The 13,351-nt window shown below is 69.8% G+C and carries 12 protein-coding genes; 4 read left to right on the forward strand and 8 right to left on the reverse strand.

Annotation, left to right across the window (positions count from 1 at the left end):
• Positions 1–13: 13 nt before the first annotated feature.
• Genes cysN through HGK34_RS06115 form a run of 3 tightly spaced genes read right to left on the reverse strand, consistent with a single transcriptional unit; the run spans position 14 to position 3,129 of the window.
• Positions 14–1,342, reverse strand: coding sequence for a sulfate adenylyltransferase subunit CysN (gene cysN, locus HGK34_RS06105; protein WP_201845691.1), 1,329 nt, complete (start codon positions 1,340–1,342; stop codon positions 14–16).
• Positions 1,342–2,244, reverse strand: a complete 903-nt coding sequence (gene cysD, locus HGK34_RS06110; RefSeq protein ID WP_201845692.1) for a sulfate adenylyltransferase subunit CysD — start codon at positions 2,242–2,244, stop codon at positions 1,342–1,344. Before cysD ends, cysN begins: the two co-directional genes overlap by 1 nt.
• A 3-nt stretch (positions 2,245–2,247) precedes the next feature.
• The gene (locus tag HGK34_RS06115; RefSeq protein WP_201845693.1) at positions 2,248–3,129 is read right to left on the reverse strand and encodes a 3'(2'),5'-bisphosphate nucleotidase CysQ; all 882 of its coding nucleotides are present in this window, start codon (positions 3,127–3,129) and stop codon (positions 2,248–2,250) included.
• Between the two features lie 160 nt (positions 3,130–3,289).
• Here HGK34_RS06115 and HGK34_RS06120 point away from each other — a divergent pair, with 160 nt between their 5' ends.
• Positions 3,290–4,255 (forward strand): sulfite exporter TauE/SafE family protein, encoded by a 966-nt coding sequence (locus HGK34_RS06120; protein ID WP_244666465.1) that lies wholly within the window; start codon positions 3,290–3,292, stop codon positions 4,253–4,255.
• Entirely contained in the window at positions 4,252–5,469 is a 1,218-nt protein-coding gene (gene cysC / locus HGK34_RS06125) for an adenylyl-sulfate kinase (RefSeq protein WP_201845695.1), read from the forward strand. The genes HGK34_RS06120 and cysC overlap by 4 nt, the downstream gene beginning before the upstream one ends.
• Positions 5,470–5,530: 61 nt before the next feature.
• On the opposite strand, the gene HGK34_RS06130 is transcribed toward cysC, so the two are convergent.
• Together HGK34_RS06130 and HGK34_RS06135 are read right to left on the reverse strand one after the other, a co-directional pair.
• Positions 5,531–6,502 (reverse strand): ABC transporter ATP-binding protein, encoded by a 972-nt coding sequence (locus HGK34_RS06130; protein WP_201845696.1) that lies wholly within the window; start codon positions 6,500–6,502, stop codon positions 5,531–5,533.
• Positions 6,495–7,472 carry an ABC transporter permease gene (locus HGK34_RS06135; RefSeq protein WP_201845697.1) on the reverse strand — a complete coding sequence of 326 codons (978 nt, stop codon included), beginning with the start codon at positions 7,470–7,472 and terminating at the stop codon, positions 6,495–6,497. Before HGK34_RS06135 ends, HGK34_RS06130 begins: the two co-directional genes overlap by 8 nt.
• 156 nt (positions 7,473–7,628) lie before the next feature.
• On the opposite strand from HGK34_RS06135, the gene HGK34_RS06140 reads away from it, so the two are divergent.
• Both HGK34_RS06140 and HGK34_RS06145 read left to right on the forward strand, forming a co-directional pair.
• Positions 7,629–8,639, forward strand: a complete 1,011-nt coding sequence (locus tag HGK34_RS06140) for a hypothetical protein (RefSeq protein WP_201845698.1) — start codon at positions 7,629–7,631, stop codon at positions 8,637–8,639.
• Entirely contained in the window at positions 8,636–9,871 is a 1,236-nt protein-coding gene (locus HGK34_RS06145) for a DUF6716 putative glycosyltransferase (protein ID WP_201845699.1), read from the forward strand. Before HGK34_RS06140 ends, HGK34_RS06145 begins: the two co-directional genes overlap by 4 nt.
• 65 nt (positions 9,872–9,936) lie before the next feature.
• Here the strand turns inward: HGK34_RS06145 and HGK34_RS06150 are convergent, their stop codons facing one another.
• Genes HGK34_RS06150 through HGK34_RS06160 form a run of 3 tightly spaced genes read right to left on the reverse strand, consistent with a single transcriptional unit; the run spans position 9,937 to position 13,190 of the window.
• On the reverse strand, positions 9,937–10,965 hold the full coding sequence (locus tag HGK34_RS06150) for a glycosyltransferase family 2 protein (RefSeq protein WP_201845700.1): 1,029 nt from the start codon (positions 10,963–10,965) through the stop codon (positions 9,937–9,939).
• Between the two features lie 30 nt (positions 10,966–10,995).
• On the reverse strand, positions 10,996–11,889 hold the full coding sequence (locus tag HGK34_RS06155; protein ID WP_201845701.1) for an N-acetylneuraminate synthase family protein: 894 nt from the start codon (positions 11,887–11,889) through the stop codon (positions 10,996–10,998).
• 59 nt (positions 11,890–11,948) lie between these two features.
• On the reverse strand, positions 11,949–13,190 hold the full coding sequence (locus HGK34_RS06160; RefSeq protein WP_201845702.1) for an acylneuraminate cytidylyltransferase: 1,242 nt from the start codon (positions 13,188–13,190) through the stop codon (positions 11,949–11,951).
• Between the last annotated feature and the right edge of the window lie 161 nt (positions 13,191–13,351).

A 13,351-nucleotide genomic window follows, 5' to 3' on the forward strand; every position in this document is an offset into this window, starting at 1 on the left:
GGCGCCGTCGGCGTCAGAAGGAGTGGGGCAGCCCGCCGACCATGCCCGCCGCGACGGTCTTGTTCGTGGACTCGTCCACCAGGATGAAGGATCCGGTCTGACGGTTCGTCTGGTACTTGTCGATGAACAGCGGCTGTGTCACTCGCAGCATGACACGGGCGATCTCGTTGAGCTTGATCTCGCCGGCGTCCTCGTCGCGGTGCAGCGTGTTCACGTCCACGCGGTAGTTGATGCTCTTGACCATGGCCCGCGCCCACCGGGTGGTGTGCTTGATGGCGTACTTCTTGCCCGGCGTCAGCGACGCGGCCTCGTCCATCCAGCAGATCTGGGCGTCCACGTCCTGAGTGACCGTCGGCGAGTTGTTCGGGCGGCAGATCATGTCGCCCCGGGAGATGTCGATCTCGTCGGTCAGCCGCACGGTCACGGACATCGGCGGGTACGCCTCGTCGACCGGGCCGTCGGCGGTGTCGATCGACTCGATCGTGGACTCCAGGCCCGAGGGCAGTGCGAGCACGCGGTCGCCCGACTTCATCACGCCGGACGCGACGGTGCCCGCGTAGCCGCGGTAGTCGCGCGTGTCGTTCTGCTGCGGCCGGATCACGTACTGCACCGGGAAGCGCACGTCCATCAGGTTGCGGTCCGAGGCGACGTGCAGCCGCTCCAGGTGGCTGAGCAGCGTCGTGCCCTCGTACCAGGTCATGTTCTCCGAGCGGTCCACGACGTTGTCGCCCTTGAGCGCGGACACCGGGATGAACGTCATGTCCGGCACCCGCAGCCGGGCGGCGAACTCCGTGAACTCGCTGCGGATGTTCTCGAAGACCTCCTCCGAGTAGTCCACGAGATCCATCTTGTTCACGCACACCACCACGTGGGGCACGCCCAGCAGCGTGGCGAGGAACGTGTGCCGGCGCGACTGCTCCACCACGCCCTTACGGGCGTCCACGAGGATCAGCGCCACGTCCGCGGTCGACGCGCCCGTGACCATGTTCCGCGTGTACTGGATGTGTCCCGGGGTGTCCGCGATGATGAACTTGCGCCTGGGCGTGGCGAAGTAGCGGTACGCCACGTCGATGGTGATGCCCTGCTCGCGCTCGGAACGCAGCCCGTCGGTCAGCAGCGCCAGGTCCGTGTAGTCGTTGCCCCGGTCCTTGCTGACCTGCTCCACCGACTCGAGCTGGTCCTCGAAGATCGTCTTGGAGTCGAACAGGAGACGCCCGATCAGCGTCGACTTGCCGTCGTCCACCGAACCCGCGGTCGCGAACCGCAGGAGGTCCGTCGAACCGGCCTCGTACACGCCGGGCTGCGCGACCGCGCCCTCGGCGGGATCCGTCGCCGTCGTCATCAGAAGTAGCCTTCCTTCTTGCGGTCCTCCATGGCGGCCTCGCTCACCTTGTCGTCGCCCCGCGTCGCGCCGCGCTCGGTCAGGCGCACCGCGGCGACCTCCTCGACGATCTGACGCAGCGTGGTCGCCTCCGACTCGACGCAGGCGGTGAGGTTGGCGTCCCCGACGGTGCGGTAGCGGGTACGCCGGACCTCCGCGGTCTCGCCGTCCTTGAGCGGGGTGAACTCGTTGACCTCGTACAGCATGCCGTTGCGGCTGACCACCTCACGCTCGCGCGCGAGGTACAGGTCCGGGAGGTCGATCTCCTCGGCCTCGATGTACGACCAGATGTCGAGCTCGGTCCAGTTCGACAGGGGGAAGACCCGGATCGACTCACCCATGTGGACGCGGCCGTTGTAGAGGTTCCAGATCTCCGGACGCTGGTTCTTCGGGTCCCACTGGCCGAAGTCGTCGCGGAAGGAGAACACCCGCTCCTTGGCGCGTGCCTTCTCCTCGTCACGGCGGCCGCCGCCGAAGGCCGCGTCGAAGCCGTGCTTCTCCAGGGCTTCGAGGAGAACCGGGGTCTGGATCCGGTTGCGCGAGCCGTTCGGCTCCTCCCGCACCAGGCCACGGTCGATCGCCTCCGGGACGGAGGCCACGACCAGCTGCACCCCGAGGCGCTCCGACCACCGGTCACGGCAGTCCAGGACGGTCTGGAAGTTCAGGCCGGTGTCCACGTGCAGGATCGGGAACGGGATCCGCGCCGGTGCGAACGCCTTGGCCGCCAGGTGCAGCATGACGATGGAGTCCTTGCCGCCGGAGAACATCAGCACGGGGCGCTGCATCTCCGCGACCACCTCGCGCATGATGTGGATGGCCTCAGCCTCCAGGCTGCGCAACTGGCTCAGGACGTGACTCTTCACTCCTCAAGCACCTTCCTTGCTCATCGATGCGACTTTCGACTCGACACCGACGGAGTCGAGCAGCTCGCGAAGCCGCGCAGCGAGTGCCGGGTGACACACGAACAGATCCGGGAGCCACGGGCTCTCCCGGTTGTACTCGAGTGGTGTCCCGTCCAGACGGGTGCACACGAGTCCGCGAGCCTGCGCCACCGCGACCGGTGCCGCCGAGTCCCACTCGTACTGCCCGCCGCCGTGGACGTAAGCGTCAACCGTACCCCCTACGACCGAGATCACCTTGACCCCGGCCGATCCCATGGGGACCAGCTCGATGTCGTCGCGCTCGGCGAGCGTGGCGACGAACTCCGGCGGACGGCTCCGGCTGGCCGCGATCCGCAGGGGCCGGTCGCCACGCAGCACGGTCTCCACGTCGTCGGGCCCGCCCGGCGTCGTGTCCGCCGTGGTCAGCGCGGCTCCTCGGCCCGGCAGGCCCACGGCCCCGACCGTCAGCCCCGCGCCGCGCTCCCAGAGGGCCACGTGCACGGCGAAGTCGTCGCGCCACTCGCCGTCCGGGCCGTCGGTACCGGTGTGGCGCTCCGCGAACTCGCGGGTGCCGTCCAGGGGGTCGATGATCCACACACGATCTGCACTCGTGCGCGACACATCGTCCTTCGCCTCCTCGGACAGCGTGGCGTCGTCCGGCCGGGCCGCGGCGAGGGCGCGCGCCAGCCAGTCCTGGGCGGCGGCGTCACCGGCGTCCTTGAGCGCCTTCGGGTCGAAGCCACCGCCCGCGGCGTCGACGTCGCGGCGGAGTGCGAGCAGCACCTCCGCGGCCCCGTCGGCCAGGGCGTGCGCCAGAGCGGTGTCATCGAGTGACGCCGCAGGCAGGTGGGGTGAGGGCGAGTTCATCAGTCTCCAGCCGGCTCCGGGGCGCAATGACACCCCGGATCCCGCGCGCAGAACGCGAACGGGGGTGAAACCCGAGGTCGCGCCGAGGCTACCATTCGACGATCACTGCCGCCGGTGGCAGACTGATGGTCGAGATCTCCGGCCGGAAAGGTAGGAAATGATGGTCGACCTTCCCCTCGTCCTGGGCGGTCTGGTCGTCGGCTTCGTCGTCGGCCTGACCGGCATGGGCGGTGGCGCGCTGATGACACCCATGCTGATCTTCGTGTTCCGGGTCGATCCCCTCGTCGCGGTGTCTTCCGATGTCGTGGCCAGCCTGTTCATGAAGCCCGCCGGCGCGTGGGTGCACCTGCGGCGCCGCACCGTGAACCTGCCGCTCGTGGGCTGGCTCTGCCTGGGTTCCGTCCCGGCCGCGTTCTCCGGCGCCCTGCTGATCAAGGCCATCCCGTTCGGCGACCAGCTCGACACGGTGCTGCGCTACGTCCTGGGAGTCGCACTGCTGCTCGCCTCCTTCGGGCTGGTCGTGCGTGCCGTGCTGCAGATGGTCCGCGCCCGTTCCGCCTTCGGGGAAGGACCCGCGGCACCCAGCGCACCCGAGCTCGTGGTGCGACCGCTGCCCACCGTGCTGCTCGGCGCCGTCGCAGGCCTCATGGTTGGCCTGACCTCGGTGGGCGCCGGCTCCGTCATCATCGTGATCCTGCTGCTCATGTACCCCGCGCTCAAGGCGTCCCAGGTGGTCGGTACTGACCTGGTCCAGGCCGTTCCCCTGGTCGCCGCCGCCTCCGTGGGACACCTGCTGTACGGCGACTTCTCGCTGGGGCTGACGGTCTCGCTCCTGATCGGCGCGATCCCCGGGGCCTGGTTCGGCGCGCACGTCTCGAGTCGCGCACCGGGCGGGATCATCCGCCGGGCCCTGGCGATCCTGCTCCTCGCGTCCTCGCTCAAGTTGCTCGGTGCGCCGCTCTGGCTCGTCCTCGTGGCGGCCGGCAGTTCCCTGGTGGGTGGCAACCTGGTATGGGTCTGGGTGAGGCGCCGGCTCGCGACACCGGTCACGGAGCGGACGGCGCCCAGGACGCTCACCGCCCCGGACGACCCCACCCGCATCGACGAATCGAGCCGCAAACCATGACCAGTTCCCCGACCCGTGTCCTGACCGACGACGAGCTCGACCTCCTCGAACTCGCCCTGGGCGGCGCCATCGAGCGTCTGCCGTTCGCCGGTCAGGGACCCGTCGTACTCACGGACACGGAGAACACACCGCTCGCCGAGGTGGCAGCCGACGGTTCCCTCACCCCGCTCAAGCCGATCGCCACGGCGCTCGGCCCGCAGTGGGACGAAGCACTGCGCGTCCCGGCACGGGACGTCGCGGCAGGCGCCGCCCCGGGGACGACGGCGGTGTGGCTGGCAGAGCCTCCGACGCTGGAGGACGCCACCGGGATCGCCGACGTCGCCTCGACGAACGACGTCGTCCTGCTCGTGCCCGTCTCCCGGCACACAGAGCCGGGCACCGTGGGCGCGTCCGGGCTCACCCGGGCGGCACTCGGCATCGCCGAGCGGATCCAGGGATCGAACGGCCCTTCCCGTGACGCGACCCGCGTCGTCGTCGTCCCGTGGCCTCACGGGGAGCAGGCACCCGCTCCGTCGGACATCGCGGCCGCATACGGCGCGGAGCAGATTCTCGTGCCGCCCGCCGGACGGTCCGAGCGGACGCGAACCTCCCTGGCGGCGCTGCCGCGCGCCTACGCCGACGCGCTGCGACGCGTCTACCCCGAGACGTCCGCCCGCGAGGTGGAGCGGGCCGCCGCGGCCGGGCACCAGCAGGGCACGGTGGTCTTCTTCACTGGCCTGTCGGGTTCCGGCAAGTCGACGGTCGCGCGGGCGCTGGCAGCCGAACTGGACGACGAGGGTCTGGGCACCACGCTGCTCGACGGCGACGCCGTGCGCCACCACCTGTCGAAGGGACTCGGATTCGACCGCGAGTCCCGGGAGACCAACGTGGAACGGATCGGGTACGTCGCCTCACTGGTCGCCAAGCACGGCGGCATCGCCGTCGCCGCACCGATCGCGCCCTTCGCGTCGAGCCGGGCGGAGGTCCGCGCCCTGGCAGAGCGGGCGGGTGCACGATTCCTGCTCGTCCACATCAGCACGCCGCTCGAGGTCTGCGAGGCGCGCGACCGCAAGGGGCTCTATGCCAAGGCACGAGCGGGTGCCATCCCCGACTTCACCGGGATCTCGTCCCCGTACGAGACGCCGCTGGACGCGGACGTCGCGATCGACACCTCCCAGGTCGAGGTGCCGGAGGCGGTCGCCATCGTCCGCGCCCACCTGGGGCTGCCCGGCTGAGACAGCCGTCGTGGCCCTCTCCCCGTACCGGGAAGGGCCACGACGGCTCGGAACGAGCCGGCTACCCGACGGGCTTGTCGCCCTTGCCGCCGTTTCGCTTCTTGCGGGCACGAGGGCCGACACCACCGGCGCGTCCACCAGACTTGGTCCGCTTGTGCGCGCGCACGAACTTCTGGTACTCGGGAACCACCTCATCGGTGCTCCCGTCCATCACGATCTTGCCCTGGTGCAGCCAGATCACCCGCGTGCACATGGCCTCCACCGTGCCGATGGAGTGACTCACCAGGAACACGGTGCCGGCGTCCTTGCGGATCTCCTCGATCCGTGCCCGGCTCCGTTCGCGGAACGCGGCGTCGCCCGTGGCCAGCGCCTCGTCCACCATCAGGATGTCCGGCCGTGCCGCCGAGGAGATCGCGAACCGCAGCCGCGCGCCCATGCCTGACGAGTAGGTCTTCATGGGCAGGTTCACGAACTCGCCGATGTCGGCGAAGTCCACGACCTCGTCGTACCGCTCCTCGACCTGCTTCTGCGTGAGGCCCAGGGCGAGCCCGCCGATCATGATGTTCCGCTCACCCGAAAGCTGCGGCATGAGCGCGGCATTGACGCCGAGCAGTGCGGGCTCGCCCGCAGCGTGCACGGAACCCTCCGTGGGCGGGATCAGACCGGCGATCGCTCGCAGCATCGTCGACTTCCCGGAGCCGTTGACCCCGACGATGCCGACGGACTCACCGTGCCGCACCACCATCGAGACGCCGCGCACGGCGTGCACCTCGCTCACCGCGCCGACGTGTCGCGACCCTGACGTCACGAGCCGCTTGAGCAGGCTCTGCCGCCGCGGCGAAGCCTCCTGGACGTGCGCGCCGGCATCCGTGGCGCTCTTCGACTTCGCGCCCAGCACCCGGAACACGACATGGAGGTCGTCGACCACGAGCACCGGTGACCCGAGGGATGGGACAGGCCGTTCGCCGTCGAGATCCTCCCGGTCGAACTCGAGATCGAGGTCCAGATCCAGGTGTGCGTCAGCCTCAGTCACGACCGTACTTCTCCTCGCCTCGCCAGAACACGATGAAACCGAGCGCGAACGTGAAGATCGCCCACCCGATTCCCCAGTACCACATCGTCAGGTCCGGGGGGATCGTCTTCTCCTGCATGATCATGGACCGCCCCAGGTACAGGTAGACGTGGCCCGGCTGGTACTCCATCACCATGCCGAACCACTCGGCGGACGGCGGCAACTTGTCCACGAAGCGAGTGATCGGGAAGATCGCACCCGAGGCGAACATCGCCAACCGCAGCACGAACGAGATGATGTTGTCCATGTCGGGTGTGGCCGCCGTGACCCGTGCCACGATGAACGCCAGGCCCATGTTGAAGATCCACAGCAGGACGATGGCCAGCGGGAAGAGCGTCCACCACCAGGTGACCCGCACGGGCTCGTAGGCTGGGATGAATCCGCTGAGCAGCACCATGACGACCATGACCCCCAGAGCAGGGATCAACGTCGCGAGCTGGGAATACACCTCGGAGATCGGCATCACGGCGCGCGGGAAGTGCAGGTTGCGCAGCAGACTGCTCTTCGAGGCGATCGATCGCGCTCCACCGTGCACGGACGTGTCGATGAACCGGAACATGAACGTCCCCATCACGATGAACGCCACGGTGTTGGCCACACCTCGGCTGGCCCCGAGAACCAGGCCGAAGATGACCACGTAGATGATCGCGTTGAGGAACGGGTTCAGCACGGCCCACAGCTGGCCGAGGTAGTTGTTCTGGTTCTTCGAGTACGCCGTCGACGCACCGAGAACGCGGATGAACTGCCAATGGCGGATGACGTCACGGATGTAGGACCACAGAGGTGGGCGGACGCCCATCCGTGTCAAGCCGTTCTGCTCGGCAAGAGCCAGGCGTTCTTCGGACGTCAGGTCGAACTCGATCGGCTCCGGTGGCTGGGGCGGCTTCGGCCGCGCCTCAGCCGCGGCGCCCGCGGTCGTCGGAGTGGTCACGTGTACTTCTAACCCTGTCTACGTGGTGGACGCCGGGCCTGCCCGGCGGGTGCCATGGTACCCATCACACGCTACCCCGAGACGCGTCGCTCCCCGACCGATCGGGAGACCCACCAGCGCGAAGGCAGAGGCGGGACATGTGCCATCCTTGTACCGATGAACCCCCCTGAACCGGACGGTGTGTCCCACGCCCTCGTGGAGTCCCCGCTCCAGCTGCTGTGCACGGTCGAGGCGCACGCGGCGGGCCTTCTCGGACCTCGCACGCGAGTGCTCCTCCGTGACGACGTCCCCGGACTCTCCGCGGCCCTCGATTCCCTGCGCGCCACGGGACTGCCGGAAGGTCTGACGATCGACACCAGGTCCCCGTGGGCCATCGCGGCCGACCGCTCGCCGATCCGCGCGACCGGCGACGCGTGCTCCGGACTGTTCCAGGCGCTCCTGCTGGTTCCGGGGCGAGTCCCCCAACTCACGCTGATCGACGACGGCCTGGCCACGCTCGACCTGGTCGCTCGCCTCGCAGATCCCTCGCAGCCCCTGCTGCGCCCCGGAAAGCCCGCGAGCCTGCTGCGACGTGCCGTCGGGCACGCGGCCGCCCGCGCCGTGCGCCGGCTGGCGGGACGCGGACGCCTCGAGATCTTCACGGCTCTCGCCCTCCCCGAGCCGGACCGGTCGCGGGTTCGCGAGCTGGGCGTCCAGATCGTGCCCAACAGCCTCGAATGGCTGCGATCGCGTCCTCGGTCCGAGGTGATCGCCGAACCCACGGTCGTCATCGGTGCGGCGCTCGTCGCCGACGGGCTCGTGGACGCCGAGTCCTACGTCATGTGGATGACGAAGCAGGCGGCGTCCGGGCCCGTACGGTACATCCCGCACCGTCGGCACCGGAGGGAGGTCGTGGAACGCATCGCCGCGCTTCCCGGCGTCACCGTCGCGGAGCCCGGTGCCCCGGTCGAGGTCCGGCTGCGCGGGCTGTCGGCCGGCCAGCGGGTCATCTGCCTCCCGACCACGGCGGCCCTCCTGCTCCCGCCCCTGCTCGAACCGCGCGGCGTGGCCATCGAGGTGCACGACGTCGCCGAGGACTGGTGGACTCCCCGGGCGTCCCCGGCCCTGCGCGAGCATCTACGAGAAGTACTGCGACAGCTTCCCGACAACACGGTGGGGGCACCATGACCGCCGACCAGCGGCCCCGCGTCCTCGCGGTGGCTGACAGCGACTCGTATCTGAAGTGGGCGGCCACGACGCTCGTCGCGCTCGGCGATACCGCGGGGTCGACCGACGTCGTCGTCGTACGCAGCCCGATCAAGCCGACACCGGGGCAGGCCGAGGCAGCTGTGGCGGGCACAGGCCTCCCCGTGCCGCCTGTTCTGGGACTGCCCGGGCTGTGGCGGAAACTCCGGCGGGAACGGCCGGACGTCCTGCTCCTGGCAGCCACGGGGCCGACAGCGGAGGTGGTGGCACGCCTGGCCGTCCGCGCGCTGGGCCGCGAACGCCCCGTCTTCGTCTCCGGCCTTCCGGGCATGGGGCTGCCCGCGACCGAGCACGGCACGGGATGGCGGCGCTGGTGCGACATCTTCATCACGCACGGACGACGCGAGGTCGAGGCCTACCGCGACGCCTTCGCCGGGCATGACGTCACCCCCGAACTGGTGCTGACTCGCCTGCCCTTCCTTCCTGGTGGGCCGTCCGGGGCCGGGAGCGGTGCCGCTCGTGAACAGCTCACCGACCCGGTCAAGCGCCTGGTCTTCGCCGCGCAGCCCTCCGTGCCTGACGAGCGCGAGGAGCGCCTCCTCCTGCTCGACCGTCTCGCCCGCCTGAGCGAGGCCGGCCTCGACGTGGTGGTCAAGCTCCGAGCCCGCGCGGGCGAACGCCAGACCCACAACGAGGCCTACCCGTACGACAGCCTGTGGGAGGCGAACGCCGCCGGTCTCGGACATGCCGCGGACACGCTCACCTTCGCGGACGGCCCCATGTCGGCACAACTCATCCCCGGCACCGCACTTGTCACGGTGAGCTCGACGGCGGCCCTCGAGTCCCTGGCCGCCGGGCTGCCCACCGTCCTGGTGGGTGATCTCGGCGTCCGTGAGGACCTGCTCAACGAACCCTTCGCGGCCAGCGGATGCATGGTCCGGCTGGACGAGCTCGTCGGCGTGCTGAACGACGGCGGGCCGCACGCGGACCACGAGTGGCTCGAGCAGAACTACCTGCATGCGGCACCGTCGAACCTGCCGGAAGCGATCCAGAACCTGGCCGGCCTCCGCGCGGAGGGCGGACTGGCTCCTCTGGACGACGTCGTCCCCTGGTCGTCACGGCGGCACCGGTGGTCGCTGCTGCGGCTCACCGTGCCTCGCCCGATCGCCCTCGCGGTCGCAGGAGTGCGCCGCCGCCTGCTGCCGGGCGGCTGATCGGCCAGTTCGATCAGCCGCCCGGGTTCGGTGGCCGGCGTGACCGCCGCCGGCCACCGAACAGCTCAGGCTCGGTGGTCGACGGCAGCGCGGGCGGTGAGACCGCGAAGGAATCCGGCGCCCCAAGCCATGTGCATCGTCACCACGACGGGCGCGACCAGCAGGGCCGAGCGCAGCGACAGACGGGGGCGCCTGAGCGCCGCGTGCGCCGTCCCGGCGAGCACCACGGCCGAATAGGCCATCGGGGCGGCCAGCCCGGCCAGCAGGATCCCGGCCGAGCCCGTTGCCACCCCCACGGCGATCGTCGGCACGCTCACCCCCAGGGCCAGCAAGGCCGCCGGCGGTGCCAGGTACCGCAGGCTCGCCGTCGTCGGCTCACGTCGCACGACCTCACGACGCCACATCCCGGTGCGCCAGAACTGCTTGGCCACGGCCTTGAAGGTGCGCCGCGGCCAATAGGTCACCACGAGTGACGGCTCGAACCAGAGCATTCCCCCGGCGCGCCGCAGGCGCAGGCACAGCTCCCAGTCCTCCGCGCGGAAGATCGTCGGGTCGTAGCCACCCACCGCGTCGACGGCGTTCCGCCGGAAGATCCCCAGATAGACCGTCTCGGCCGGACCGGCCTCGCCACCCACGTGGAACGACGCCTGCCCCAGGCCCACCGGGTGGCTCATCGCGCGAGCCACGGCGGACTGTGTGGGCGTCCGGCCGGCGGGCGACATGAGGCCGCCGACACCCACGGCACCGGATTCCAGGAGCGCCGCGACACCGCGCTGGACGTAGTCAGGCTCGAACGCGGTGTGTCCGTCGACGCGCACGATGATCTCGCGATCCGCCGGGGCGGCCGCGAAGGCCAGGTTCAGCCCGATCGACCGCGAGCCCGTCGGGTTGTCCACGACGTGCACCTGTGGATGCTCCGCGGCGAGCTTGTCCGCGATCTCCCGGGTGCGGTCGTGGGACGGGCCCACGGCCAGGACCACGTCGAGTTCCCCCGAGTAGTCCTGGCCGAGAGCGGAGCGCACCGCGTTCTCCAGGTTGAGCTCCTCGTCCCGGACGCACGCCACGACGGCGACGCCCGGCTCGTGCTCAGCCATGGCGCCTGCCCGGCGCCGCGACCGCTGAACTCAAGCGTCCACCCGGCGCAGACGCGACATCGGAGAGAACTCGCCCGGCATGACCCGCTTCTCACCGTCACCCAGGGCCAGCTCCAGGATCCGGATGTCCCGCACCAGGTTCTCCAGCCCCTTCGGCTCGAGCGACGAGGCGTGGTCCGAACCCCACATGGCGCGGTCGAGCGTGATGTGGCGCTCGACCGCGACGGCGCCCAGCGCCACGGCGGCGATCGAGATCTGCAGCCCGGTCTCGTGGCCCGAGTACCCCACCGGCACGCCGTAGCGCTCCTGCAGCGTCGTGATCGTGCGCAGGTTCGCCTCCTCCGGCGGAAGCGGGTAGGTGGACGTCGCGTGCAGGATCACGAGCTTGTCCGTGCCGAGGATCTCCACGGCGGCGTCGATCTGCTCGAGCGTCGACATGCCCGTGGACAGGATGACGGGCTTGCCGGTGTCGGCAAGCGCCTGGAGCATCTCGTGGTCCGTGACCGAGGCCGAGGCGACCTTGTAGGTCGGCACGTTCATCTTCTCGAGGAACTCCACCGAGGGCGCGTCCCACGGAGAGGCGAACCACTGGATGCCCTTCTCCTTGGCGTACGCGTCGATCTCGCTGTACTCAGCTTCCTCGAACTCGACCTTGTACTTGTACTCGAGGTACGTCATCTCGCCCCAGGGCGTCTGACGGATCTTGTCCCGCTGGTCCTTCGGAGTGCTGATCTCCGGGGTGCGCTTCTGGAACTTGACGGCCTGGCACCCGGCCTCGACCGCCACGTCGATGAGCTTCTTGGCGTTCTCGACGTCGCCGTTGTGGTTGATCCCGATCTCGCCGATCACATAGACCGGCTGCCCCGGGCCCACCAGGTGCTCGCCGATGCTCACCGGCGCGGGCTGCGCGTTCGTCGCGCTCATAACAGATCCTTCCGAAGGGGTCGTGCTCAGGTTTGTGCTCATGCGATGTCCGCCGAAGGCTAGCCGACGACGGTCGTGTGGGCGGCACCCGTGCTTGCGGCTGCGACCTCACCCGGACGCCCAGCGAGTATACGGTCACAGATCTCACGAACCGCACCGTTCCCGCCACTGTGTGAAAGCACGATTCTGGCTTGTGCCTTCACCTCACCACGGGCATCAGCCACCGCCACGGGCCAGCCGACGACCGCCATCGCGGGAAGGTCGTTCACATCATTCCCGACGTACGCCACCCGCGCTGGGTCGAGCCCCCGCTCGGCGAGCCATCCGCGCAGAGCCGTGGCCTTGTCGTCGATGCCGTGCAGCACCTCGACCTGAAGCTTTTGCGCTCGGGAGGCCACGACCTTGTTGGTCTCGGTGGACAGGATGAGCATCGGCACGCCCGCGCGACGCAACCGCGAGACTCCCATGCCGTCGCCCCGGCTCACCCTGACCTGTTCCGTCCCGTCCTGGTCCACATAGGCGTGGTCGTCGGTGTGGACGCCGTCGAAGTCCGTCACCAGCGCGTCGACGTCGATCGGCTCGGACGCCGTGTCGACGTCCTGGTCCACGAGCTGCCGTGCCAGGCGGAGATCGCTCGGCTCGTCGATCTCGATGGACCATTCCGGCGCGACCGGCTGGATGCCGACGTCGCCGAAGAACCGCTTGCCGCCTTCACGAAATCCGTCCGTCCGCATCACGTAGAAAGCGCCGGTCTCACGGAAGTGCGGGGCACGGTCCTGCCGCCGAGGCCGGTAATCGGTGGTGTGCCCGACCGGGGTGGCCACCGCGTCGTCGAGCCGCCACTGGAAGTCGTGGGTCTCGGCGACGGCGACGACGACGTCCCGCTCGCCGGCCGTCACGCGACGGATCGCCGTGTCGAGGTCTTCGGAGTCGATGAACGGCGACGTGCACTGCAGGAGCACGGTGACGGGCGGGATCTCCTGCGGCGGCAGGCCGCCGTCCCCGGCCTCGACGCGCTCCAGCACATGGGTCAGGGCCGACTCCGACGACGCGGTGCCGCCGGCGATCTCGGCCGGGCGGACCACCACGCGCGCTCCGTGGGAACGGGCCTCGGCAGCGATCTCGTCGTGGTCCGTCGAGACGACGACCGTTGCGACCGACGGGGCGGCCAGGGCCGCGCGAACGGCACGGCCCACGAGGGTGATGCCGTCGACGCGGGCGAGATTCTTGAGCGGAACTCCTTGCGAACCGCCGCGAGCGGGAATGATGACGATCGCCGACGGCGCGGCCTGCTCTGGCATTCTGTCCTCTGAAATGGCTGTGACAAGTGATGACAGCGGCCCTCGGGACAACCGTCGCGAGACGGCCGGGAACAGGGTGCCGCTGCGCTGCCTACTGTAGCGTTCCTCACGCCTCTTCCCCGCTCGGGCGCCGGTGTCGGCGTAGGGCCGGCGCGGTAATC

The sequence above is a fragment of the Myceligenerans indicum genome (assembly GCF_016742955.1).
GTDB lineage: Bacteria > Actinomycetota > Actinomycetes > Actinomycetales > Cellulomonadaceae > Myceligenerans > Myceligenerans indicum.